Origin of the sequence: Burkholderia singularis, assembly GCF_900176645.1 — a bacterium.
Taxonomy (GTDB): Bacteria; Pseudomonadota; Gammaproteobacteria; order Burkholderiales; family Burkholderiaceae; genus Burkholderia; species Burkholderia singularis.
The window spans coordinates 89,426-114,070 of sequence record NZ_FXAN01000072.1; the positions used below are offsets into that span (position 1 = coordinate 89,426).

A 24,645-nucleotide genomic window follows, 5' to 3' on the forward strand; every position below is an offset into this window, starting at 1 on the left:
CGCTTCGTTCCGTCCCCTTCCATGCCCGCCGATTCCGACTCCTTCGCCCGCAGCGCGTCCGCGACGACGCTGCAAATCGTCAGCGTCGTATCGTTCACGTTCATCTGCTATCTGACGATCGGCCTGCCGCTCGCGGTGCTGCCCGGTTTCGTACACGCCGAACTCGGCTTTTCCGCGATCGTTTCGGGCGCGGCAATCAGCATCCAGTATTTTGCGACGCTCGCGTCGCGGCCGCTCGCCGGGCGCTTCGCCGATACGCTCGGCCCGAAGCGAACCGTGCTGCGCGGCCTTGCCGCCAGCGGCGCGAGCGGCGTGCTGCTGCTCGCGGCGTTCGCCGCCGCACGCTGGCCGGCCGCAAGCATCGCGCTGCTGGTGGCGAGCCGGCTCGTGCTCGGCGTCGCCGAAAGCCTCGTCGGTACGGGCGCGATTCTTTGGGGGATCGGCCGCGTCGGGGCCGCGCACAACGCGCGCGTGATCTCGTGGAACGGCATCGCGACCTACGGCGCGCTCGCGCTCGGCGCACCCGTCGGCGTCGCGCTCGCGCATGCGTTCGCGCCCGCCGTGCTCGGCCTGCTGATGATCGCGCTCGCCGCGGCCGGCTATGGAGCCGCGCGGCTGATCGCGCCCGTGCCGCTCGTGCACGGCGAGCGCATGTCCTATGCGAGCGTGTTCACGCGCGTACTGCCGCATGGCCTCGGCCTCGCACTCGGCTCGGCCGGCTTCGGCTCGATCGCAACGTTCATCACGCTTTATTACGCGGAGCGCCACTGGCCGAATGCGGCGCTGTCATTGACGCTGTTCGGCACGCTGTTCATCGGCGCCCGGCTGCTGTTCGCGCATACGATCCAGACCCACGGCGGGTTCCGGGTGGCGATCGTGTCGTTCGCGTTCGAATCCGCGGGCCTGCTGCTGCTCTGGCTCGCCCCCGTGCCGCACATCGCGCTCATGGGCGCGGCGCTGACCGGCTTCGGCTTTGCGCTGATCTTCCCCGCGCTCGGCGTCGAAGCCGTCGCGCTGGTGCCACCCGCGAGCCGCGGCGCGGCGCTGTCCGCGTACTCGGTGTTCCTCGATCTGTCACTTGGCATCACCGGGCCGCTCGCCGGCTACGTTGCCGGCGCATTCGGCTATCCGCAAGTATTCCTCTGCGCGGCCGTCGCGGCGGCCGCGGCGGTGGCGCTGTCGATCGCGCTGCACCAACGGCAAAAGCGCACGAGCGAAAGCGGCGCGGCCGCCTGAGCGGCACGCGCAACCCATCGGCCGCATGCATCGGCCGCCCGGCGTCCGCTAATACAGGCGCGCCGCCGCGGGCTCGCGCAGCAAGCGCCCGCTTCGTCACGCGCGGCTGGACAGCGCCTGTTCGAGCGCCGCGACGCCCGCCGGCAAATCGACGCGCGCATGAAGATCGATCATCGTGCGCCCAAGCGCGTGCAGCGTGCGAAACAGATTGTGTTCTCGGCACTGCTCGCCCATCTGCCCGATCCGCACGATCGGCGGGCCGAACGAACCCGAGATCTCGACTTGATGCTGCTTCGAAATATGGCCGCAAATGAGGCCCGGCGTCAGCCCCTGCGGCACGGTGATGCCGACCACCGAGTTCAGCCTGCACGATTCGGGCGCGTAGAGTTCGAGCCCCATCGCGGTAACCCCGGCCTGCAGCGCAAGCGAGCAGCGCTGGTGGCGCGCGTAACGGCTCTCGAGCGTCTCCGCGCAAACGAGCCGCAGCGCCTCGTGCAGCGCCAGCACGCCTGATACGGGCGCCGTGTAGTGATAGCCGGCGTTGTGCCAGAAATTCTCGGCGAGCGCCATGTCCAGGCACCAGTGCGTGTTCGGCTCGGGGCGGTGCTTCATCCGCTCCCACGCGGCGTCGGAAAACGCGATCAGCGAGACGCCCGGAATCGACGACAGCCCCTTCTGGCCACCGGTGATCACCGCGTCGATGCCCCACGCGTCCATATCGAGCGGCATCGTCGACAGCGTGCACACCGCGTCGACGACGACGAGCGCACCCGCCGCTTTCGCGAGCGCGGCAATCTCTTTGAGCTCGCGGTTCCAGACCGTGTTCGACGTCTCGCCGTGAACGATCGTGACGATCTCGGGACGCTCGCGCGCGAGCGCCTCGGCAATCTCGTCGAGGCTCGCGACCTTGCGGTCGGGCACATCGACGAGCACGACGCCCGCGCCGACGCGCGTTGCCATCTCGGCCATCCGCGCGCTGAAAAAGCCGTTCTTGATCGACAGCACCTTCGTGCCGGGCCACGCGAGATTCGACACCGCCATTTCCATCGCAGCCGAGCCTGGGCCGGCGACGCCGAGCACCCATTTCGAGCGCGTCTGGAACACGTAGCGCGCCATTTCCTTCACCTGCTCGATGATCTTCGCCATCGTCGCGCCCAGATGGTTGATCACGATCGCATTCGCCTTCGCGACCGCCGCCGGAATCGGCACAGGCCCGGCGCCCATCATCAGAAGCGGCTCCTCGGGCAGGATTGCATCGAGCGGAACGACGACAGGGCAGGGAATCGGCGAGTGATCGGGGCTGGACATGGGAGCGAGAGCAAAAAACCGTTAGAGGAAAATAGCAGCGAGTTCATCGATCATTCCTTGAACTGTTGCAATACGCAAGCGTTCTATCCTGTCATCACTAACAGGATAGATGTGGCGCACTGCGATTTGACGCGCCGCAGCAATTCATTTCCCCGAAGCCTGCCGGAAAATACCGGCATCCGGACTAAATAGGCCGAAACGTCATCAAAACTGATTCGACTATTAATGGAAGAGAACCGGTTTTTGCGACCCGAATCCCCAAATTTTTGACAGTCTTGCATTAATCATTCGATGCGCCGCAGCAAGTCTTTACGTTCGCATTCGGAAATGCATTTTTGATGATTTTGCAATTCATCCGTAAAAATCACCGCTGACGAATATGTGAGCCGATAGGTTATCCGCGCGTCTCGCCCTCCGAACATAAGGAGCAGCTGTGTCCCGAACGCCTTTCCCGGCTCCGCCCGCCGGCTTGAGGAAGCGTCCGGCCGCCTTATAAGCCAGCACTCGTGACTGCGCACCGATTTATATCATTTTCAGCCAAATAATTATTTAGTTGACTAATGCGACCAGCCTATTGAACAATTTACGCAGCCTTCGACGATTTGATATTTACACGTCCCGCGGGTCGATCCGACGGCCCGCGGGATGTCTTCGCCGGAGGTGAGAAAAACACAAGATAATCATTTAATGGGCCAACCTAAACCATGAACCAGATCCAGACCATGCGTGTATTCGTATGTGTCGCCGAGCTGCAAAGCTTCCGGCGAGCAGCTCGCAAGCTCGGCGTATCGAATGCGCTAGTCACGCGTTCGATCGCCATGCTCGAGACGCATCTGAACACACGCCTCATCCATCGCACCACGCGCAATCTGTCTCTGACCGAGGCAGGCATCCGCTATCTGGATGGCTGTCGCGCGCTGCTGGAGGAATTCGACCAGCTCGAGGCGTCCGTCGAGCGCGCGGTGCACGAGCCGGTCGGCACATTACGCATCGCGGTGTCCGGGCTTTTGCCGCCCAGCCGGATCACGCCCCTCGTCGACAGCTACCGGCGCCAGTATCCGAAAGTGCGCGTTCAGCTCACGCTGACCGAAGGGCCGATCGACGTGATCGACGCCGGCTATGACGCCGGCCTCGTTACGGGCGGCCATCTCGACGGCAATCCGACGCTGATCGGCCATCCGCTCGCGCCCAACACACTCGCGCTCTACGCCGCGCCGTCCTATGTCGAGCGGCATGGCGCGCCGCATCGCCCCGACGATCTGGCACGCCACACGTATATTGCGCTGCCCGCCGATCAGCACGCGCCCACTTGGCGTTTCATCGATCCCGATCACCAAACGCACGTCGTTTCGCTGCAACCGGTTTATACGGTCAACAGCACGTCGATGCTGCTCGCCGCCGCGCTTGCCGGCACCGGCGTCGCGGTGCTGCCGGAGAGCTATATCGCCGATGCGCTCCAGAGCGGCGAACTCACGCGGCTCCTCGGCGACTACCGGATCGACGATCCCGACACGCAGCTATCGATCGTCTACCCGAATCGCCAATTCCTGCCGCCGCGAACGCGCAGCTTCGTCGAGCATGCGCTCTACCACCTCGGCGGCCAAAAATCCGATTCGAACGGCCACTACTACATGCATGACGCAAGCGCGGGCAGCCGGGCAGACGTCGTCGTCGGGCTACAGTGACATTGGGCTGCAGTCCGGCTCGAGCCGGCTGCAGTAAACTGGCGCGCACCTGTAGCGGAGGCGACGCGTGCGCGTGATTCTTTTTAGCAGCCGGCAATACGACAACGATTCGTTCACCACGGCCAACCGGCCGTTCGGTTACCGGCTGCATTTCCAGCCCTCTCATCTCGACGCGGAAACGGCAGTGCTCGCGCGCGGCTATGACGTCGTCTGTGCGTTCGTCAACGATACGCTTGACGCGGCCGTCCTCGATACGCTCGCCGCCGGCGGCACGCGCGTCATCGCGCTGCGCTCGGCGGGCTTCAATCACGTCGATCTCGCGGCGGCCGAGCGGCTCGGGCTCACCGTGGTGCACGTGCCTGCCTATTCGCCGCATGCGGTCGCCGAACACGCGGTCGCGCTGATCCTGGCGCTCAACCGGCGCCTGCCGCGCGCCGTCGCGCGCACCCGCGAAGGCGATTTCTCGCTCACCGGCCTGCTGGGCTTCGATCTGTTCGGCAAGACGGTCGGCGTGATCGGCACGGGCCTGATCGGCAGCGTGTTCGCGCGGATCATGTCGGGCTTCGGCATGCGGGTGCTCGCCCACTCGCTGCCGCCGCACGACGACGCGCTGATCGCGCTCGGCGTGCGCTATGTCCCGCTCGACACGCTGCTCGCGCAATCCGACATCGTCAGCCTGCACTGCCCGCTGCTGCCCGGCACGCATCATCTGATCGACGCCAGCGCGCTCGCGCGAATGAAGCCGGGCGCGATGCTGATCAACACGAGCCGCGGCGGCCTCGTCGATACGCAAGCGCTGATCGATGCGTTGAAACGCGGCCAGCTCGGCCATCTCGGGCTCGACGTCTATGAGGAGGAAAGCGGGCTTTTCTTCGAGGATCACTCCGACCATCCGCTGCAAGACGACGTGCTCGCCCGCCTGCTCACATTCCCGAACGTGATCGTCACGGCCCATCAGGCGTTCTTCACGCGCGAGGCGCTTGCGCAGATCGCGCAAACGACGCTCGCGAATATCCGCGCGTGGCAGGACGGCACGCCATGCAACGTGGTCGCCGTCCGGCGGGGATAACGCGCGCCGCGGAGGTGAACCGAGCGATGCGGATTGGCAGTGAGGTGCAGGTATTCGCGACGTGGACGGTTCGGACGGTTCGGGCAGGCCAGGCGGGCAAGCTCGCGGCAAACGCCTGCGCGGCGCACCGTCCTTGCGCTCTTAGACGAATCGCCTGACCCGGCCGACGTGATCGCAAGATCGATGCTCGACTGCGCGCCCCCGCCCGCCTCCGCTGCCCACGCCTTTCAGCCAGCCCGAAACGGCGCATTTTTTCCGCACCCCGAGCCCGCGCATCGCGCCTCGCGGCGCATCCGCCCCGGCGCCCGTGTCCGCCGCCGCCATCGGGCCAGCCATCGCTTTTTATCGGCCTGTCTTCGGAGTCTGCTATCGTGGCGGCGATTCCAGCTTCCGGCCCACTCTGCATCACCGCTGAGCACCTGCCTATGCGTTTCGACGACTCCGCGCTCGCCGCCGTCTACCGGGCGATCTTCGAGCGGCGCGACATGCGCCATTTCACGTCCGCCCCAGTCGATCCCGCCGTGCTCGCGCGGCTGCTACGCGCCGCGCATCACGCGCCGAGCGTCGGCTTCATGCAGCCTTGGCGATTCATACGCGTGACCGATCCGGCGCTGCGCGAGCGCATTCACGCGCTCGTCGACGCCGAGCGCCGTGCCACCGCCGACGCGCTCGGCAAACGGCACGACGAATTCATGCGGCTGAAGGTCGAAGGCGTGCGCGAATGCGGCGAGCTTCTCGTCGTCGCGCTCGCCGACGGACGTGAGCAGCACGTATTCGGCCGCCGCACGCTGCCGGAGATGGATCTCGCGTCGGCCGCCTGCGCGATCCAGAATATATGGCTCGCCGCCCGCGCCGAAGGGCTCGGCATGGGCTGGGTGTCGCTGTTCGATGTCGACGCGCTGCGCACGCTGCTCGCAATGCCCGACGGCGCCAAGCCGATTGCCGTGCTGTGCCTGGGTCATGTCGACGAATTCTACGCAAGGCCGATGCTCGAGGAACAACGCTGGGCGGCGCGCATGCCGCTCGACGCGTGCGTGTTCGAGAACGGCTGGGGCCACCCGCCCGCGCCTGCGCGCGCCCTCTGATCCGGCCCCAAACGTCAGGGTTTTTACTCAGGTAAAATCGCAACGATCCGCCTGCATGTCACGCGCACCGCAATCCCGCGGCGCGATGCGCGCGGTGCTGCGCCGAGTTCCCGCGATGCCCCTACCCCTCTTTGCCCTTGCCGTTGCCGCATTCGGTATCGGTACCACCGAGTTCGTCATCATGGGACTCCTGCCGAACGTCGCACGCGATCTCGGCGTATCGATTCCGGCAGCGGGCATGCTGGTGTCCGGCTACGCGCTCGGCGTCACGATCGGCGCGCCGATCCTCGCGATCGTAACCGCCCGAATGCCGCGCAAGGCCGCGCTCCTCGCGCTGATCGGCGTATTCATCGCCGGCAACCTGTTCTGCGCGACCGCACCCGGCTACGCGGCGTTGATGATCGCGCGCGTCGTCACCGCGTTCTGTCATGGCGCATTCTTCGGGATCGGCTCGGTCGTCGCGAGCAGCCTCGTCGCGCCGAACAAGCGCGCGCAGGCGATCGCGCTGATGTTTACCGGCCTGACGCTCGCCAACGTGCTCGGCGTGCCGCTCGGCACCGCGCTCGGCCAGGCGTTCGGCTGGCGCGCGACGTTCTGGGCCGTCACCGGCATCGGTGCGGTCGCGGCGGCGGCGCTCGCCGTGTGCGTGCCGAAACACCTCGACATGCCCGCGGCCGGCATCGCGCGCGAATTCGGCGTGCTGCGCAATCCGCAAGTGCTGATGGTGCTCGGCATCAGCGTGCTCGCGTCGGCGAGCCTTTTCACGGTGTTCACTTATATCGCGCCGATTCTCGAGGACGTGACCGGCTTCACGCCGCATCACGTCACGCTCGTACTGCTGCTGTTCGGCCTCGGCCTGACCGTCGGCGGCACGGTGGGCGGCAAGCTCGCCGACTGGCGGCGCATGCCGTCGCTCGTCGCATCGCTCGCGTTGATCGGCATCGTGCTCGCGCTGTTCTCCAGCACGATGCACGCGCCGTATCCCGCGCTCGTCACGATTTTCGTATGGGGCGTGCTTGCGTTCGCAATCGTGCCGCCGCTGCAGATCTTGATCGTCGATCGCGCGAGCGAAGCGCCCAATCTCGCGTCCACGCTCAATCAAGGCGCATTCAATCTCGGCAATGCGCTCGGCGCATGGCTCGGCGGCACGGCCATCCATGCAGGCGTGCCGCTCGCGAAGCTGCCATGGGCGGGCGCGGCGCTCGCGCTCGCCGCGCTCGCGCTGACGCTGTGGTCGGCCTCGCTCGAACGGCGCGCGGTTGCGAGTCCGGCCTGATCGCGCCCGGCTGCGAACGGCTCGCGCGGGCCACGATGTAGGAGCCGTCCGCGGGCGCCGGACGGCGGTTCGAGAGACGAGCGCCCACATCTCACCACCCCGTGGCCGCTGCGCGCTCGACGCCCCGGCGGCGAACCGTCCCCACGTCAAGCTCCGCGCAACCGGCACACATCATGGACGATGCATTCGCACCGCGCCCGCCCTCCGCAACGGCGCATCCCTGCATGGCATGCCATGCAGGGCACGATAAACCCCGCCTCCCTCTGATTTCGCATCCCGCCGCGCATGCACGCGCCGGCCGTGTCAGCCGCCCGCTGCCGTGCGGCAATCCCGCTCGAGCAGCCCGTACAACGCGCTGTCCGACACCTCGTCGCCGACGATCCAACGTTCGCGCAGCAACCCTTCGCGGACGAATCCCAGCCTCTCGAGCAGTTTCGCGGATGCGACGTTGCGCGGATCGATATCCGCTTCGAGCCGCCTCAGGCGCAGCGTGCCGAACGCATGGCCGATCAGCGCGGCGGCCGCCTCGGTCATATACCCGCGCCCCCAATGCGCGGGGTGCAGGCTGAAGCCGATTTCCGCGCGCCGGCACTGCTCGTCGGCGTGAAACAGATCGCATGTGCCGAGCACCTCGCCGGCGGCCCGCGACTCGACGACACAAACAAGCCCGCTGCCTTCGGCGGCAGCCTTCAGCAATCGCGCGACGCGAGCCGCCGCCTGGTCCGGCGAAGTCATGGCCGGAAACGAGAAATAGCGCATCGCATCGGCGTTCGACCAGATCGCGTACAACGCGCGCGCGTCATCTTCGCGCAGCGCACGCAGCCTCAGACGCGCAGTCGTCAGCGTGACAGGTTCGAAAATAGGCATCGCAGGGCCACCCCGGTTCAGTTGCGGTTCGATTCACGCATGGCCCGTAAAGTCCGGCACGCGCGTGGTTCGATCATACGGAACCTGTGGAGCAATCACGCAGGCCGGTGTAGCATCTGCGCCGTTATGAAAACCATCGTCACACGCGATTTTCTCGCGCTCATCCTCAGCGTCGCGGTCGTCGGCCTCGGCACGGGCGCCACCCTTCCGCTCACCGCGCTCGCGCTGATCGAAGCCGGCCACGGCACCGACGTCATCGGCATGCTGACCGCCGCGCAAGCCGGCGGCGGCCTTGCGATCGTACCGTTCGTGTCGCGCATTGCGAAGCGCCTCGGCGCGCGCCGGGTGATCGTCGCGTCGACACTCGTGCTCGCGGCGGCAACGATCCTGATGCAGCTCACGTCGAATCTCGTCGTGTGGGGCGTGCTGCGCATCGTCTGCGGCGCGGCGCTGATGCTGCTTTTCACGATCGGCGAAGCATGGGTCAATCAGCTCGCCGACGATTCGACGCGCGGGCGCGTCGTCGCGATTTACACGACCAATTTCACGCTATTCCAAATGGCGGGCCCGGTGCTCGTCAGCCAGATCGCCGACTGGACGAGCACACGCTTCGCGCTCACCGGCGCGCTGTTTCTGCTGTCGCTGCCGACGCTCGCGTCGATCCGGCAGGCGCCGCTCGCCGACGATGCGCATCACGAGCCGCACGATCACTGGCGGCGCGTGCTGCCGCAGATGCCCGCGCTTGTCATCGGCACCGGCTTCTTCGCGCTGTTCGACACGCTTGCGCTATCGCTGATGCCGATTTATGCAATGGATCACGGCGTGGCGAGCGAAGCGGCCGTGCTGTTCGCGTCGATCATCCTGCTCGGCGACACCGCGATGGCATTCCCGCTCGGCTGGCTCGCCGACCGGCTCGGCCGGCAGCGCGTGCATCTCGGCGCGGCGTGCATCGTGCTCGCGCTGTTGCCGCTCGTGCCAGTTACCGTCGCGACGCCGTGGCTGCGCACGCCATTGCTGTTCGTGCTCGGCGCGGCGGCGGGCGGAATTTATACGCTGTCGGTCGTGGCATGCGGCGAGCGCTTTCGCGGCGCGGCGCTCGTGACCGCGAGCGCGCTCGTGTCGGCGTCGTGGAGCGCGGCAAGCTTTGGCGGGCCGCTCGTCGCGGGCGCGCTGATGGCGCATTGGGGCAGCGAAACGCTGATCGGCGTGCTCGCCGCCGGCGCGCTCGCGTTTCTCGCGGCGGCGCTGTGGGAACATCGGACGATTGGACGACGCGCGGCCGCATCGCCGCGTTGACGGTTTCGTGATGACGCGCGTCGACGCGCGAGCCCGTGCAACCACTTGGAGCGCGCAACGCTCACCATCCACCCTGCAAGCTCATGCGGGCCGGCGGCCCGCGAACCGCGCGTCTTGCGCACGAACCCCGCACGCACGGCCGCCGCCGCGTCATCGCGTCATCGCGCCGTCAGCCCGGCAGCGCAGGCAAAACCTTGCCGGCACACGTCCCGAAACCGACTCGATACCCGTCGCCTTGACACCAACCGGCCAGCGTCAGTTCATCGCCGTCCTCGATGAACGTGCGCGCGCCGCCGCCGGTGAGCGGCGCCGGCTCCTTGCCGTTCCAAGTCAGCTCGAGCAGGCTGCCGAATGCGTCCTTCGTCGGCCCGCTGATCGTGCCCGAGCCCATCAGATCGCCGATTCGCGTATTGCAGCCGGATACCGTGTGATGCGCGAGCTGCTGCGCGATCGTCCAGTACAGATACTTGAAGTTGGTGCGAGAGATCGTCGTCGCGTCGGGCGCGCCTTCCGGCTTCAGCCGCACCTCAAGCGTGATGTCGAACGCGCTCTCGCCCGTATCGCGCAGATACGCGAGCGGCGGCGGCGTCTGCTGCGGCTGCGCGGTGCGAAACGGCTCGAGCGCGTCGAGCGTGACGATCCAAGGCGAGATCGTCGTCGCGAACGTCTTGGCGTTGAACGGCCCGAGCGGCACGTATTCCCATTGCTGGATATCGCGTGCGCTCCAGTCGTTCAGGAGCACCATGCCGAATACATGCGACTGCGCGTTCGCGCATGCGATCGGCTCGCCGAGCGCATTGCCGCGCCCGATGATAAAGCCCGTCTCCAGCTCGAAATCGAGCTTGCGGCATGCGCCGAACACCGGGCGCTCGTGGTCCGGCAGCTTCAGTTGCCCGTTCGGCCGGCGCACCGGCGTACCGCTGACGACCACCGACGATGCGCGCCCGTTGTAGGCGATCGGCATCTCCGACCAGTTCGGCAACAACGCGTTCTTCGGGTCGCGGAACATCGAGCCGACGTTCGTCGCATGTTCTTTCGACGAATAGAAATCGGTATAGCCGGGGATGTCGACGGGCAAATGCAGCGTCGCGTCGCGCTGCGCGACGAGCACACGCTTGCGCAACACCCCGTCGTCACGCAGCCGCGCGTTGCCGCGCTCGAGCAGCTCGCTCAGTTGGACGCGCACGCTGCGCCAAGCGTCGCGGCCAAGCGCGATGAAATCATTCAGCGAAGGCCGCTCGAACACGGCCGCCGAGCCGGCGCCCGGCACGCTCAGCAAGCCCGTGCGCTGCAGCGCCGCCAGATCGACGATCGCGTCACCGAGTGCGACACCCGCGCGACGCGTCGAAAAACGCACGTCGCTGAAGATGCCGAACGGCAGATTCTGAATCGGAAAATCGCATGCGGGATCGTTCGCCGAATCGAGCCAGCTTTTGCGCGCCGGATCGATGCTTGCCTGCCATGCCGCGTGCAGCATTTCGCTCTGTTGATCGGATTGGATGCTCATCGACGCTCCGGATTGAAGTGTTTATTCAGGCCTTGCCAGCATTCGAAATAATTCGCCTGCAACTGGGCGCTCTCGAGCGCGAAGCGGGTTGGACGGATCAGCGTGCGGGTCTCGAACATGAAGGCCATCGTGTCGGCCACCTTGTGCGGCTTGGCCGTATCGCTCGCGCACGCCTTCTCGAACGTGTCCGCATCCGGCCCGTGCCCCGACATGCAATTGTGCAGGCTCGCGCCGCCCGGCACGAAACCTTCGGCCTTCGCGTCGTAGACGCCGTGCACGAGCCCCATGAACTCGCTCGCGACGTTGCGATGAAACCACGGCGGGCGGAACGTGTCCTCCGCCACGAGCCAGCGCGGCGGGAAGATCACGAAGTCGAGCGTATCGACGCCGGGCGTGTCGCTCTGCGCCTGCAGCACGAGGAAGATCGACGGGTCCGGATGATCGTGGCTGATCGAGCCGATCGTGTTGAAGCGCCGCAAGTCGTACTTGTACGGTGCATAGTTGCCGTGCCATGCGACGACGTCGAACGGCGAATGACCGATCTCGGCGCGCCAGAAACGGCCGTTGAGCTTCGCGACGAGTTCGAACGCGCCTTCACGGTCTTCATACGACGCATGCGGCGTCAAGAAATCGCGCGGATTCGCAAGCCCGTTCGAGCCGATCGGCCCGAGATCCGGCAGACGCAGCAGCGCGCCGAAGTTCTCGCAGATATAGCCGCGCGCCTGCCCGTCCGGCAGCGCAACCGCAAAGCGCACGCCGCGCGGAATCACCGCGATCTCGAACGGCTCGACGTCGAGCCGCCCCAGCTCGGTCATGATGAAGAGCCGGCCCTGCTGCGGCACGATCAACAGCTCGCCGTCGGCGCTGTAGAAAAAGCGCTCGTGCATCGAGCGGTTTGCCGCGTACAGATGGATCGCGCAGCCACTCATGGCCGCGGCCGAGCCGTTGCCGCCCATCGTCACCCAGCCGTCGACGAAATCGGTCGGCTGCGCGGGCATCGGCAGCGGGTCCCAGCGCAGCTGGTTCGGCGGCGTCGGCGGCACGTCGTGCGAATCGGCGAATTCGGCGATTACCAGGCGCTCGCCCGGCACGGATTCGAACGGCCGATGCATGGCCGCGGGCCGAATCCGGTACAGCCATGAGCGGCGGTTGTGCGCGCGCGGCGCAGTGAACGCAGTACCGGACAACTGCTCCGCATAAAGTCCGTATGGCGCGCGCTGCGGCGAATTGCGCCCATGCGGCAGCGTGCCCGGCAGTACCTCGGTCGCGAATTCGTTTGCGAAGCCGCTCTGATAGCCGGCCTCGCCCGGTTTCGAAAAATCCAGCGTCATGATGGTCGTTTTCTCCATTCAGGCAATATTCGGCGCGGCCGGATCGCGTCGGCGCGCAACGCCCGCGAGGCCGAGCACGAAGATCGCCGAGCCCAGCACCGGCACCGCGGCCGCGTGAAACAGCGCGTCGTGCGTCCAGCCCAGCGCGATCAACTGCCCGCCGACGAGCGGGCCGAGCACCGAACCGACGCGGCCGATGCCCAGACTCCAGCCGATGCCCGTCGAACGCAGCGACGTCGGGTAATAATGGCCCGCAAGCGCATTGACGGCCGGCTGTCCGCCGACGATGCAAAACCCGCCGACGAACACCGCCGCGAGCAGCAACGGCAGCACGTGCGCGACCGTGCCGATCAGGCCGACCGCGAGCGCGGCGCACGCGAAGCAGGCGAACAGCACGCGCGCGAAGCCGTGCCGCTCGATCAACCAGCCGAGCAACAGCGTGCCCGCCACGCCGCCCGTCTGCAGCACCGTGCCGACAACCACGGCCGTCTCGTTCGCATAGCCCGCATCGCGGATCACGGTCGGCAGCCAGTTCGATAAAAAATACAAGTCGATCAGATTCATGAAGCTGATCGCCCACAACAGCAGCGTGACGCGCGCGCGCCCCGCGCGAAACAGCTCGGCCACCGGCGCGCCGCGCGGCGCGGCCTCGCGCACGACGAGCATCGTATCGGCGGCGAGCGGCAGTTGCGGCGCGAATCGCGCGAGCCAAGCGCGCGCCGCCTGCTGCCGGCCGCGCAGCACCAGAAACTGCGGCGACTCGGGCAAACACGCGGCCATCGCCACGGCAAGCACGAGCGGCGCCGCGCCGCCGACGAAGAACACCGCGCGCCAGCCGAACGCAGGAATCAGCGCGGCGCTGACGAAGCCGCCCAACGCCGCGCCGAGCGTGAAGCCGCACGACACGATCATCATTCGCTTCACGCGATGCGCGGCCGGACTGCATTCGCCGACGAGCGCCATCGCGTTCGGCATGATGCAGCCGAGCCCCAGGCCCGTGACGAAGCGCAGCGCGATCAGCGCGGGAATCGTCGGCGCGAACGGCGTGGCGAGCATCGTCGCCGCGAAAAACAGCGTCGCGCCGATCAGCACCGGCCGGCGGCCGATCCGGTCGGCCAGCACCGACAAGCCGAGCGCACCGATCAGCATCCCGAACAGGCTCGCGCTGAACACGGGGCCGAGCACCTGTTTCTGGACGCCCCACTCGGCGATCACGCTCGGCGCGACATAGCCCATCGCCTGCGCGTCGAAGCCGTCGAGCACGAGACTCAGCCCGCACAGCGTCAGCAGTAGCGCGTGGAACGCGCGATGGTGCGTGCCGTCGATCACGCGCTCGACTTCGAGCACGCGCGCCGCCTCGGGTGCCCGCGCGCTCATTGCGTTGCCCGCCCGGCCCCGGCAAGCGGCGACGCCGCGACAGCATGCGCGCCGCCGCGCGCGAGCGCCATCGCCTCGCGCAGCACGTCGAGATCGCCGACCTGGTTGGCCAGCAGCAGGATCAGCTTCGCGTTGACGCGTTGGCTTTCGTCGTCGGACAGATCGCGGTGCATGTCGATCAGCGCTTCGTAGAATGCGTCCGGGTCCGCCAGACGCGGGCGGGTGTCGAGATGGCGCATCGGGTACCTCCTGTCTCCATTGGTATGACGGGGCAGCATGTTCACGCGGCGCCGATCGCGCGCAGCAGCGCGGCGCGCACCGCGCGCGCATCCGCCGATCGCATGCGCGCGCACACGTGCTGATCCGGACGCAGCAGGTAGAACGTGCCGGGGCGCGCGTCGTAGCGCTGTGCGGCGAGCCCGTCGACGTCCTCGATCACATCGACGCCCGGCACCGCGCGCCCCTGCGCGCGCGGCACGACGAGCACCGGCGCGATGGGCAGCGCTTGATCGCGCGTCAACTCGACGAGCGCCTGCGCATCGTCGATCGTGCCGAACCAGAGGCCCGAGAAGCCGCCCCGCACATGCTGCAGCAGCCAGCCGGGCTCGCCGCGCGCGACGACGGGCGCATCGATCGCGACCGCGCCCGGCACCGGAGCGCCGTCAAACGCGTCGCCCGCGCGATCCGCGGTATTGAGCGGCGAATCGGCGAGCACCGCGGGCACCGACAGTCGCCCGCTATTGACGAGCCCGCGCGCGAACTCGCAATCGCGGGCCAGTTCGAGCGTGGCGTCGCGAAACGTGCGCGACACCGCGCACTTCGGCGTGATGAAATCGGTCGCGCGCGTCGAATGGCGGATGTTCTCGTCGGCGGCGAATTCGCGCTCAGTCGCGTAGGTGTCGAGCAGCGCATCGGGCGCACGTCCGCTTAGCACGAGCGCGAGCTTCCACGCAAGATTGTCGGCATCCTGCACGCCGCTATTCGCGCCGCGCGCGCCGAACGGCGACACGCCGTGCGCCGCGTCGCCCGCGAACAGCACGCGGCCATGCCGGAAGCTGTCCATCCGCTGGCAACGGAACGTATAGACGCTGACCCACTCGAGTTCGAACTCGGCGTCGGGGCCGAGCAGCGCGCGCACGCGCGGGATCACGCGCTCGGGCGCCTTCTCCGCGACCGGATCGGCATCCCAGCCGAGTTGGAAGTCGATCCGCCAGATGCCGTCGGGCTGCCGATGCAGCAGCACCGACTGGTTGCGATGAAACGGCGGATCAAACCAGAACCAACGTTCGGCCGGAAACGGTGCGCTCATCTTCACGTCGGCGATCAGGAAGCGATCCTTGAACGTGCGGCCTCGGCTGTCGAGCCCCATCATCGCGCGCAGCGGGCTCTTCGAGCCGTCGGCCGCGATCACGTATCGCGCGCGCAGCGTGTACGGGCCATCGGGCGTCTCGACCTCGAGCGTCACGTGATCGGCCGTCTGCCCGATGCCCGTCACGCGGTTCCTCCAGCGCAGATCGAGATTCGGCAGCTCGCTCGCACGCTCGGCCAGATAACCTTCGACGTAATATTGCTGCAGATTGACGAACGCGGGCCGCTGGCATCCCGCATCCGGCAGCAGATCGAACGCGTAGATCAGCTCGTCGCGCAGGAACACCTTGCCGACGTTCCAGCCCACGCCCTTTTGCGCAATCCGCTCGCCGCAGCCGAGCCGGTCCAGAATTTCGAGGGTGCGCTTCGCGAAGCAGATCGCGCGCGAACCGGTCGCGAGGGTGTCGTCGTCGTCGAGCAGCACGACGGGCACGTCGCGCTGAGCCAGATCGATCGCCGCCGCCAGTCCGACCGGCCCCGCGCCGACCACCACCACCGGATGCGGCGCGAGTGCGTCGGCATATTCGGCGCGCGGCCGGCAACCGAACTTCAGCGTCTGGTAATCGGTGCTCATGGTCGCCGCGCTCAGCCTTCGAGGGTTTGCCACATGTCCTTGTCGCGCTCGGCCGTCCAGATCCGCGGGTGCGGATATTGGGTCGCCTCGTCGAACGCGCGCGTCACGTCAAACGGCATGCAGTGATCGAAAATCACCCATTCGCCGAATTTAGGCTTCAGCGCCGCGTAGGTTTCCTTGTACAGCGCGTTCAGATCCTTGCCCGCCGCCGCGCCCGCCTTCACGTTCGCGTACAGCTCGCTGACGAACGCGCGCGTGCCGGCAAGCCCGAGGGCGACCTCCTGCGGTGTCTTCAGCGCCGCGCCGCGGCCCGGCACGAGCTTCTCCGGCTTGAGCGCCGCGATCGCGTCGAGCGTATGCGGCCAGTCCTCGAAGTACGCATCGCCCGCATACGGCGTTGCGCCGTATTCGACGAGATCGCCCGACAGCAGTACTTTCTCCTGTGGCAACCAAACGACCGTGTCGCCCTTCGTGTGCCCGCGCCCCAACTGCAGGATCTTCACCTCGAGTTTGCCGAGCCAGAGCGTCATCTCGCCTTTGAACGTCAGCGTCGGCCACGTCAGGCCCGGCACCGACTCGACCGAGCGGAACAGCCGCGGAAAGCGTTCGATCTCGCTTTTCATGTCGGCCGCGCCACGCTCGACGATCAGGTCGTAGGTGTCCTGGCTCGCGATCACGTGATCGGCGCCATACGCCGACGCGCCCAGCACCCGCACCGCGTGGTAGTGCGTGAGCAGCACGTACTTGATCGGTTTGTCGGTGACTTCGCGAATGCGGCGGATCACGTCCTGCGCCATCACGGGCGTCGCCTGCGTATCGGCCACGAGCACCGCATCGTCGCCGATGATGATCCCGGTGTTCGGGTCGCCTTCGGCGGTGTAAGCGTAAGCATGCTCGGACAGGCGCTCGAACGTCACCTGCTTGTCAGTCAAATCCGCCTGCGAGGCGAATGTCTTGTCACCGGCCATCTTTCCTCTCCTTGCTCCGCTCGGCAAAAGCGCCGCTTCGATTCGTAGTGGGCCGAACCATACGCCTGGTTTCCCGATGGGCGACCCATTGATTACGAATAGTACAATCGATTTCGATTAGTGAAATTAACGTATACCCTAATCTCCCGGCCAGGCCCGATATCGATATGAGCAAATCGCGCAACCAATCAGGCGCGGCGCTGCTACTATCATTCGTATAGACGGCGGCCGATTCGGCCGCCTTTCTTCCATCCGGAGTCCATGGTTCCGCCCACCATTGCCGAACTCGTCGCCCGCGCGGGCAAGCTGCCGTTTCTGCGCGAGCACCTCGCGCTCGACGACGACGCGCATGGCGCGCACGCGTATGCACAGCTGCGCGATGCGCGTCTCGAAAGCGCGTATGAGCCGATTTACGACGTGTCGATGCCGGGCGCGCCGCAATCGGCATCGCTCACCGACGCGATCGAGCGCTACGGCGACGAGCTGGGCTTTCAGGCCATTACGCAGATGGGCGGCGCGCCGTTCGATCCGTTTGACGCGGTGGCCGACGATCAGTCGCTCGTCGCGCTCGACCGGCTCGCGCGCAGCCTGCATGCGATCAATTTCTTCGGCGCGCAGCGGCACGGGCTGCTGTTCCTGCGCGTGCACGAACGGCTGCTAAAGAGCGTCAAGTACGACCACGGCAAGCATTTCTCGAGCGTGCTCGAGAGCTTCGGCCTGAGCCCCGAGCGCATCGTGATCGAGCTGCCGGCCGCGGCCGTCGCACATAAGACCTTTCTCGGCTATCTGACGAAGAGCTATCAGCACTACGGATTCAAGGTCGCGGACAAGCTGCCCGATCCGGGCCGCATTCTCGCCGTCGAATCGGAGATGGCGCGCCCCGACTACATCAAAATGGACGCGTCTGCCGCGCTGCGCGAAGGCATGGTGAAGGCGCTCGTCGGCTACGCACAGCGCGTGCACATTCCGCTCATCTTCGATCACGTCGTCGATGAAACGCAGTTCGAGCTGTTGCGCCAATATGACGTGCGGCTCGTGCAAGGGCCGGTGTTCTCGCACCCGGCTGCGGTTTGAAAAAGCAGAAGAACGGGCGACTGATGCGCGGCCGCCCGCGTCGCGCCACGCATCAGTCGCCGCCGTCGAACACCGGCAGGCTGCCCGCCACGTCAACTCCCGGCACACGGTTGGCGTACCAGGTGTGCGCGCCTGGGCGAATCCGTGACGGATCGTCGAGCGTCGCGTAATTGAATTCGACCGTCTCGGGCGCATTCGACCGTCGATATTCGAGCTGCGTGCCGCACTGCACGCAGAAACGCCGCCCGGCCCACGTGCTCGACGCGTACACGCGCGGCTCGCCCTTCACGTATTCGAATGCGCCGATCGGCACCGACGCCCACGCAAGCACGGCGGCGCCAGTCGTCCGCTGACATAGCCGGCAGTGGCAAAAGCCGGCGCTCGCGGGCTCGACGGTGATCCGATAGCGAATCGCGCCACATGCGCAACCGCCCGTCAACGGTTCGAAACTCGGCATCATGGATCTCCCGCACACATATTTTGCTGCGGCGATCGCGCCGCAATGGGGCTGCGGCGTTCAGATTACAACCGATTTCAGGCAACGGGCACCATCGGCGGACCGCAACTGGCAACTGGCTACCGGAATGCGCACCGGTGCGGCGCGGCAACCGACAGCCCGAGTTCACGTGCAACGACGCATGCATAAATAGGACGGCGCAACGCGACTGACGTAACACCGTCGATGCTCCCGTAAACGCGCCCCCCTGCGCGCCATCCGCCCGGCCGCCCGGCATTCGGCGCAAGCCGCCGCCTCGCACCGCAAACGGCCGGCCTGCTATGCGGTGGGCCCAAGCCGCTTCGCAAGCGCCTTCAACTTCGGCCCGATCCGGTCGCGAAACACGTCCTCGCCCATCGACGACGCTGGCCCGCTGCAACTCAGGATCAGCCAGCGCCCTTCGCGCGGTTCGCGAAACGGCACCGCGACCGCATTCACATCGGCGTGCCAGTCGCGAAACGAATAGCAGCAGCCTTGCACGTCGAACGCGTCGACCGCGCGCTGCGCCGCCTCGGCGAGCGCGGCCGCCGCCCGCCCCTTGCCCGCCGCCTTGCGCAGCTCGGTAAACAGCGCCGCGCGCACGTCGGGCGGCTGTACGGCGAGATACGCCCGGCCCATCGAACTCGTCAACATCGACAATCGCGAACCCGACGCAAGCCCAAGCGTCAATGCCGTCTCGCTGCGGATCGTCTCCAGATAGATCATGTCGAGACCGTCGCGGCACCCAAGCGACACGGCCGCGCCGATCTCGCGCGCCAGCGCCTGCATGTGCGGCCGTGCGAGCGCGAGCGTATCCGAGCCCGCGAGCAGCGCATAACCGAGCGACAACACACCCGCATCGAGCGCATATTTGCCGAGCGTGTCGTCGTAGCGCAAATAGCCGAGTACGGTGAGGGTATAGGCAAGCCGGTTGACGGTCGCCTTCGGCAGGCCGGTGCGCTCGGCGAAATCGCGATTGCCGAGCATCGTCTCGCCCGGCCGGAACGCGCGCAGCAGATCGAGCCCGCGCGCAAGCGCGACGACGAACTTGCGCGCATCGAGCTCATCGTCATCGATGGTCGGAACATGCATGCGATGGTACACTGAGGCCGAAATGCAGAACATTGTTCCGCACAGCAGAAATTCAGTCAAGTGAGGAGACATCGCGATGGCCGCTGCAAGCTTTCATTGGGACGATCCGCTGCTACTCGATCAGCAGCTCACCGGCGACGAGCGGATGGTCCGCGACGCCGCGAGCGCCTATGCGCAACGCAAACTCGCACCGCGTGTGACCGAAGCGTTCCGCCACGAAACCACCGACGCGACGATCTTTCGCGAAATGGGCGAGCTGGGCCTGCTCGGCCCGACGATCCCCGAGCAGTACGGCGGCCCCGGCCTCAACTACGTGAGTTACGGACTGATCGCACGCGAGATCGAGCGCATCGACTCGGGATATCGCTCGATGATGTCGGTTCAGTCGTCGCTCGTGATGGTGCCGATCCACGAATTCGGCTCCGACGCACAAAAGGAGAAATACCTGCCGAAGCTCGCGACGGGCGAATGGATAGGCTGCTTCGGCCTCACCGAGCCGAACCACGGCTCCGATCCGGGCAGCATGGTGACGCGCGCGACGAAAGTGCCGGGCGGCTATTCGCTGTCCGGCGCGAAGATGTGGATCACGAACGCGCCGATCGCCGACGTGTTCGTCGTCTGGGCGAAGCTCGACGAAGACGGCCGCGACGCGATCCACGGCTTCATTCTCGAAAAGGGCTGGAAGGGGCTCACCGCGCCCGCGATCCACGGCAAGGTGGGCCTGCGCGCGTCGATCACGGGCGAGATCGTGCTCGATGAAGTGTTCGTACCGGAAGAGAACCGGCTACCGAACGTCACCGGCCTGCGCGGCCCGTTCACGTGCCTGAACTCGGCGCGCTACGGCATCGCGTGGGGCGCACTCGGCGCGGCCGAGTCGTGCTGGCACACCGCGCGCCAGTACGTGCTCGATCGGCATCAATTTGGCCGCCCGCTCGCCGCCAATCAATTGATTCAGAAAAAACTCGCCGACATGCAGACCGAAATCACCCTCGGCTTGCAAGGGGTGCTGCGTCTCGGACGGATGAAAGACGAAGGCACGGCCGCCGTCGAGATCACGTCGATCATGAAGCGCAACTCGTGCGGCAAGGCCCTGGACATTGCGCGGCTCGCGCGTGACATGCTGGGCGGCAACGGCATTTCCGACGAGTTCGGCGTCGCGCGGCATCTGGTCAATCTCGAGGTGGTAAACACCTACGAGGGAACGCATGATATCCACGCGCTGATCCTCGGCCGCGCGCAAACCGGCATTCAAGCATTCTTCTGAGCAGCTCACGGCCCATCTCGATACCGGCCGCGCAACGCGCCGACTTGGCCGGCGCTCGCCGCGAGCGGCTTCGGTGGCAACCAAGCACTGTTCGCCCGCACGGGTCACGCGCATGCTTCATCGCTTCATGGATTGGGTTCGAGCCCGCTCCACTGCCCGTCGCACGGGCGGCAGCATCGAAACCGCCGCTCGCTTCGCCAACAAAAACCCCGGCACTGCTGGCCGGGGCTTTTCGTCAGACGACAATCACGCCATGCCAAACCACACACGGCGCGCGCCGGTCATTTGTTCGGCTGCGGTGTCAGACGCAGATACGGGCGCACCGCGTTGAAGCCTTTCGGGAAGCGCTGCTTCAGTTCGTCCGGGTCCTGCAGCGACGGCACGATCACGACGTCGTCGCCATCCTTCCAGTTACCGGGCGTCGCCACTTTGTAGTTGTCGGTCAGTTGCAGCGAATCGATCACGCGCAGCACTTCGTCGAAATTACGGCCCGTGCTCGCCGGATACGTGATGATGAGGCGCACCTTCTTGTTCGGATCGATCACGAACAACGAGCGCACGGTCAGCGTTTCGTTCGCGTTCGGATGGATCATGTCGTAGAGCTGCGACACCTTGCGGTCGGCGTCGGCGATGATCGGGAAACCGACGCTCGTGGCCTGCGTCTCGTTGATATCGTCGATCCAGCCCTTGTGCGACTCGACGCTGTCGACCGACAGCGCGATCACCTTTACGTTGCGCTTGTCGAATTCGCCCTTGAGCTTCGCGGTCAGCCCAAGCTCCGTCGTGCAAACGGGCGTGTAGTCGGCAGGATGCGAAAACAGCACGCCCCAGCTATTGCCGAGCCACTCATGGAATTTGATGCGGCCGAGACTCGAATCCTGTTCGAAATCCGGCGCGAGGTCACCAAGACGCAGACTCATATTGCAGCTCCTTGATCTAGCATGGATCGGGCGCCCAGGCACAGGATATGCCCGGACAAGCCTTCAGGTTAAGGGATGAGGCATCCGGCGAAAACGATTATTCCGTCAGATATTCATTCCTTTTTATCATTTTTGCCGGGTGGGTTTGACTATTTTGGAAACTTTTTCGTTCCGGAGCGTCTCTCTAAGTGATCGCAAGTCGTTTACCATGTTAGCCAAGCGCGATCCTGCGCCGCCTGCGACGGGACGCCGCGCCCGAACACAGGCGCGGGTCTTGCTGCGATCCCGTACCGGGCCCGCGCCCCCAAGCAAGAAGGGAGTCGCAATGTCGGAAGTCAACAAGGAGAAACTGATGTCGGATATCAAAACTGTTCTCGCGGATGCGGAAGACTTGCTGAAACAGGCCGCAAGCAGCACGGGTGATCGCGCGAACGAACTGCGCGACAAGGCGCTCACGCGCTTGAAGCAGGCAAAGGAAAAAGCGGCCGACGTCCAGGTGGTTGTGGTCGAGAAAGGCAAGAAGGCCGCACGCGCCACCGACGACTACGTGCACGAGCATCCTTGGACATCGATCGGCATCGCAGCCGGCGTCGGCGTGCTGATCGGCCTTTTGATCAACCGCAAGTAACACCGGCACGGCTCCAAGGGCGGCTCGATCCCGCTCGCGCCCATGCGGCGCACCGGGCGGTGCCGTAGCGCACCGCCGTCCTTCATAGGCACGCACTTCATTCATGACGACAGAAACCTCATCGCATGGGCCGCTGCGCCGCCTGCTCGGTTCCGCGTTCGCACTGTTGCAGACCCGGCTGGAACTCGTCGGCATCGAGATCGCCGAGGAGAAGGAGCGCCTGCTGGCCATGCTCTTTCTCGGACTCGCCGCAATGACGCTCGCAACAATGGCGCTCGTCAGCCTCACGGCGCTCGTCGCGATCGTGTTCTGGGATAGCTATCGCTGGCAAGCGCTCGCCGCCATTACCGGACTCTATGCGTTTGGCGCGCTCGTCTGCATGCTGAAGGTGCGCGCCGGGCTGCGCAACGCGCCGGCGATATTCGATGCCACGCTGAACGAACTGGAAAAAGACCGCGAGCTGTTCCGCGGCAAGCCGTGAACGCCGGCATTCGTTTTCCGTTCTGTTTTCGGTTCCGCCCTTCTCCATTTTGTCACGCGCCATGAGCCACTCCGCTACGGACCCACGATTTCGCACCGCCTCGCACAAGCGACGCATCAGTGCCGCCGAGCACCGGGCGCTGCGCAAGGAATTGCTGCTGCTGCGCTCCGGCGCCGAGCGCGCCGAATTCGCCCACGCCGGCGCCGAATTGCGCCAGTCCGTCACGCAGTTCAAATGGCTGAAACTGATTGTGCCGGGCCTGTCTGCGAATGTGTTCGGCAAATCGGCGAGAAACGCCAATACGGTGTTGGGCGCGCTCGTCAATCAATATCCGCTGCTGAGTTCGCTCGCCTCGATCCTGCTTGCAAAGCCCGCACGGACATTGCTGCGCGTGAGCGCGCGCCCCGCGCTCAAATGGGGCGCCGTCGGGTTTGCCCTGTGGAATGTTTATCGAATCTGGAAGCAGATGAAAAGCGATAACCGGCAATCCAGTTCGCAGACGCGGAACCGCAAATCGTAACGCGTGGGCAGGTAGCGGGGATCACCGAATGGCACTTTCGCGTCTGGCACTTCGCATGGAATCGGCCGGCCATGCAGTGCCTGCGGTATAGCCATCCCGCGCGCACCATCTCTATCTCTGCCCGCGCTCCGGCCGCGCATATCCCCGTTGTTTCGCCTCGCAGTCGCGCTGGTTGTCTGGCCTCGCCCCGTCGGCATTCGCCTATCCCATCGAGCACTCAATTCGTCAACCAGCAAGCCCCCACACCGGAGGTTTGCTGCCCGGCTGCGCCGTCCATTGCGCGATTCTCGCGCGTGCCGTCCGCATACAGCACAAAGACACCGCAACCATCGTCGCGCATCGGGCCATTCGTCGCCGGGCCCGCCTCCAGCGCGTATCCGCCGTGCGCTTCTTCGGCCGTCATTTTCAGCCAATAGACCGCACCACCTGTTTCAGGTGCCCGACTCAACCCGTCAGGCAATGCGGCGGGCAAGGTTTCGCCGAATGCATCGACATATTGCGCCGCGCGATATAGCGCGGCGACCGCACTCAACCGATGCCCTCGTTCGACGTGACGCCGATACGACGGAATTGCGAATGCCGCGAGCACCGCCACGATCGCAAGCGCGACAATCACTTCAATCAGCGAGAATCCGCGACAATTCGCGGCACCTTTCGTTGACGACATCGCCCCTCTGCACTAAGCCGGCCTACCTACGACTCGCCGCCACCGACGCTCGACCCGCCCGCGCTCGACAACGATCTGCAGTTGCAGCCACTCGCCCGTATCCCGCGTCGCGCCGATACCCCGTGCAGTCACGACATACGCGCGCGCACCCGGCCGCGCGGGCAGGCGCCACGCCTCGATCACACAGCTCGGCGCTTGCGCTGCATTAGGCCAATTTGGATACGGCGCGAATGCGCGGCTACCGTCGAACGCGTCTGGGCTTCGCCATCCGGCCGGCTCGCCGGCAGCGTCTTCCGCTGACGCGGCATCGTGGGCGGCCGTGCCGTTCAGCAGCGCATCGGCGCAGGCATCGAGCGCCGCGTCGGCTGCATGAAAAGCAATCAACCGGCTGGCAAGACTCGTCGTGCGCCGCATTTCCGTCGCCGCGATTTCGAACCATGCGGACGACATCACGGCAAGCGAAGCCGTCACGGCCAGCACGCCAGGCAACGCGACGCCCCGCGAACGATATGCGCAATGCGCCCACCGCTTGGTTGCACAGCGCATGCGCCAGCATTCGGCGCTTACCGAAGTTCGG

24 protein-coding genes are annotated in these 24,645 nt (G+C 66.0%); 11 read left to right on the top strand and 13 right to left on the bottom strand.

Annotated elements, in window-relative coordinates:
* Positions 1-21: 21 nt before the first annotated feature.
* Positions 22-1,236, top strand: a complete 1,215-nt coding sequence (locus BSIN_RS16120; protein ID WP_089341249.1) for an MFS transporter — start codon at positions 22-24, stop codon at positions 1,234-1,236.
* A gap of 96 nt (positions 1,237-1,332) precedes the next feature.
* On the opposite strand, the gene BSIN_RS16125 is transcribed toward BSIN_RS16120, so the two are convergent.
* Positions 1,333-2,544: a pyridoxal-phosphate-dependent aminotransferase family protein gene (locus BSIN_RS16125; RefSeq protein ID WP_089341250.1), complete on the bottom strand. Its 1,212-nt coding sequence runs from the start codon at positions 2,542-2,544 to the stop codon at positions 1,333-1,335.
* A 704-nt stretch (positions 2,545-3,248) separates the two neighbouring features.
* Between BSIN_RS16125 and BSIN_RS16130 the strand changes: the two genes are divergently transcribed.
* The 4 genes from BSIN_RS16130 (at position 3,249) to BSIN_RS16145 (ending at position 7,659) form a co-directional block, all read left to right on the top strand.
* Positions 3,249-4,229, top strand: a complete 981-nt coding sequence (locus BSIN_RS16130; protein ID WP_059520020.1) for a LysR family transcriptional regulator — start codon at positions 3,249-3,251, stop codon at positions 4,227-4,229.
* A 67-nt stretch (positions 4,230-4,296) separates the two neighbouring features.
* Positions 4,297-5,298 carry a 2-hydroxyacid dehydrogenase gene (locus BSIN_RS16135; RefSeq protein WP_089341251.1) on the top strand — a complete coding sequence of 334 codons (1,002 nt, stop codon included), beginning with the start codon at positions 4,297-4,299 and terminating at the stop codon, positions 5,296-5,298.
* 425 nt (positions 5,299-5,723) lie between these two features.
* Positions 5,724-6,383, top strand: coding sequence for a 5,6-dimethylbenzimidazole synthase (bluB, locus tag BSIN_RS16140; protein WP_089341252.1), 660 nt, complete (start codon positions 5,724-5,726; stop codon positions 6,381-6,383).
* A 115-nt stretch (positions 6,384-6,498) separates the two neighbouring features.
* The gene (locus BSIN_RS16145) at positions 6,499-7,659 is read left to right on the top strand and encodes an MFS transporter (protein ID WP_089341294.1); all 1,161 of its coding nucleotides are present in this window, start codon (positions 6,499-6,501) and stop codon (positions 7,657-7,659) included.
* Positions 7,660-7,962: 303 nt separating this feature from the next.
* Here the strand turns inward: BSIN_RS16145 and BSIN_RS16150 are convergent, their stop codons facing one another.
* Entirely contained in the window at positions 7,963-8,526 is a 564-nt protein-coding gene (locus tag BSIN_RS16150) for a GNAT family N-acetyltransferase (protein ID WP_059571335.1), read from the bottom strand.
* 39 nt (positions 8,527-8,565) lie between these two features.
* On the opposite strand from BSIN_RS16150, the gene BSIN_RS16155 reads away from it, so the two are divergent.
* Positions 8,566-9,822 (top strand): MFS transporter, encoded by a 1,257-nt coding sequence (locus BSIN_RS16155; protein ID WP_143757475.1) that lies wholly within the window; start codon positions 8,566-8,568, stop codon positions 9,820-9,822.
* 169 nt (positions 9,823-9,991) lie between these two features.
* Here the strand turns inward: BSIN_RS16155 and fahA are convergent, their stop codons facing one another.
* The 6 genes from fahA to BSIN_RS16185 are packed head-to-tail and all read right to left on the bottom strand — an operon-like array spanning position 9,992 to position 16,947.
* The gene (fahA, locus tag BSIN_RS16160; protein ID WP_256583833.1) at positions 9,992-11,299 is read right to left on the bottom strand and encodes a fumarylacetoacetase; all 1,308 of its coding nucleotides are present in this window, start codon (positions 11,297-11,299) and stop codon (positions 9,992-9,994) included.
* A gap of 26 nt (positions 11,300-11,325) precedes the next feature.
* Positions 11,326-12,660: a homogentisate 1,2-dioxygenase gene (gene hmgA, locus BSIN_RS16165; protein WP_173678700.1), complete on the bottom strand. Its 1,335-nt coding sequence runs from the start codon at positions 12,658-12,660 to the stop codon at positions 11,326-11,328.
* A gap of 18 nt (positions 12,661-12,678) precedes the next feature.
* Entirely contained in the window at positions 12,679-14,037 is a 1,359-nt protein-coding gene (locus BSIN_RS16170; protein ID WP_089341255.1) for an MFS transporter, read from the bottom strand.
* On the bottom strand, positions 14,034-14,276 hold the full coding sequence (locus BSIN_RS16175) for a DUF2783 domain-containing protein (RefSeq protein ID WP_059520098.1): 243 nt from the start codon (positions 14,274-14,276) through the stop codon (positions 14,034-14,036). Before BSIN_RS16175 ends, BSIN_RS16170 begins: the two co-directional genes overlap by 4 nt.
* Positions 14,277-14,317: 41 nt before the next feature.
* Positions 14,318-15,979 carry an FAD-dependent oxidoreductase gene (locus BSIN_RS16180; protein ID WP_089341256.1) on the bottom strand — a complete coding sequence of 554 codons (1,662 nt, stop codon included), beginning with the start codon at positions 15,977-15,979 and terminating at the stop codon, positions 14,318-14,320.
* 11 nt (positions 15,980-15,990) lie between these two features.
* On the bottom strand, positions 15,991-16,947 hold the full coding sequence (locus tag BSIN_RS16185; protein WP_089341257.1) for an MBL fold metallo-hydrolase: 957 nt from the start codon (positions 16,945-16,947) through the stop codon (positions 15,991-15,993).
* Between the two features lie 261 nt (positions 16,948-17,208).
* On the opposite strand from BSIN_RS16185, the gene BSIN_RS16195 reads away from it, so the two are divergent.
* Positions 17,209-18,021 carry an EAL domain-containing protein gene (locus BSIN_RS16195; protein WP_059520027.1) on the top strand — a complete coding sequence of 271 codons (813 nt, stop codon included), beginning with the start codon at positions 17,209-17,211 and terminating at the stop codon, positions 18,019-18,021.
* A gap of 52 nt (positions 18,022-18,073) precedes the next feature.
* Here the strand turns inward: BSIN_RS16195 and BSIN_RS16200 are convergent, their stop codons facing one another.
* A complete protein-coding gene (locus BSIN_RS16200) occupies positions 18,074-18,478 on the bottom strand; it encodes a GFA family protein (RefSeq protein ID WP_089341295.1) in 405 nt (134 codons plus the stop codon).
* A 318-nt stretch (positions 18,479-18,796) separates the two neighbouring features.
* Positions 18,797-19,588, bottom strand: a complete 792-nt coding sequence (locus BSIN_RS16205) for an IclR family transcriptional regulator (RefSeq protein WP_173678701.1) — start codon at positions 19,586-19,588, stop codon at positions 18,797-18,799.
* A gap of 76 nt (positions 19,589-19,664) precedes the next feature.
* Between BSIN_RS16205 and BSIN_RS16210 the strand changes: the two genes are divergently transcribed.
* Positions 19,665-20,852, top strand: coding sequence for an acyl-CoA dehydrogenase (locus BSIN_RS16210; protein ID WP_089341260.1), 1,188 nt, complete (start codon positions 19,665-19,667; stop codon positions 20,850-20,852).
* A gap of 281 nt (positions 20,853-21,133) precedes the next feature.
* Here the strand turns inward: BSIN_RS16210 and BSIN_RS16215 are convergent, their stop codons facing one another.
* The gene (locus tag BSIN_RS16215) at positions 21,134-21,772 is read right to left on the bottom strand and encodes a peroxiredoxin (protein ID WP_059520030.1); all 639 of its coding nucleotides are present in this window, start codon (positions 21,770-21,772) and stop codon (positions 21,134-21,136) included.
* Between the two features lie 325 nt (positions 21,773-22,097).
* On the opposite strand from BSIN_RS16215, the gene BSIN_RS16220 reads away from it, so the two are divergent.
* The 3 genes from BSIN_RS16220 to BSIN_RS16230 all read left to right on the top strand — a co-directional run bounded on the left by BSIN_RS16220 (position 22,098) and on the right by BSIN_RS16230 (position 23,401).
* Positions 22,098-22,400 carry an ElaB/YgaM/YqjD family protein gene (locus BSIN_RS16220; RefSeq protein ID WP_059520031.1) on the top strand — a complete coding sequence of 101 codons (303 nt, stop codon included), beginning with the start codon at positions 22,098-22,100 and terminating at the stop codon, positions 22,398-22,400.
* Positions 22,401-22,503: 103 nt separating this feature from the next.
* Positions 22,504-22,881 (top strand): phage holin family protein, encoded by a 378-nt coding sequence (locus BSIN_RS16225; protein WP_059520032.1) that lies wholly within the window; start codon positions 22,504-22,506, stop codon positions 22,879-22,881.
* Positions 22,882-22,942: 61 nt separating this feature from the next.
* Complete coding sequence (locus BSIN_RS16230) at positions 22,943-23,401, top strand: DUF3318 domain-containing protein (protein WP_173678702.1); 459 nt, start codon at positions 22,943-22,945, stop codon at positions 23,399-23,401.
* A 217-nt stretch (positions 23,402-23,618) separates the two neighbouring features.
* On the opposite strand, the gene BSIN_RS16235 is transcribed toward BSIN_RS16230, so the two are convergent.
* Complete coding sequence (locus BSIN_RS16235) at positions 23,619-24,068, bottom strand: prepilin-type N-terminal cleavage/methylation domain-containing protein (RefSeq protein WP_059520034.1); 450 nt, start codon at positions 24,066-24,068, stop codon at positions 23,619-23,621.
* A gap of 12 nt (positions 24,069-24,080) precedes the next feature.
* Complete coding sequence (locus BSIN_RS16240) at positions 24,081-24,614, bottom strand: hypothetical protein (RefSeq protein WP_089341261.1); 534 nt, start codon at positions 24,612-24,614, stop codon at positions 24,081-24,083.
* Positions 24,615-24,645 lie beyond the last annotated feature (31 nt).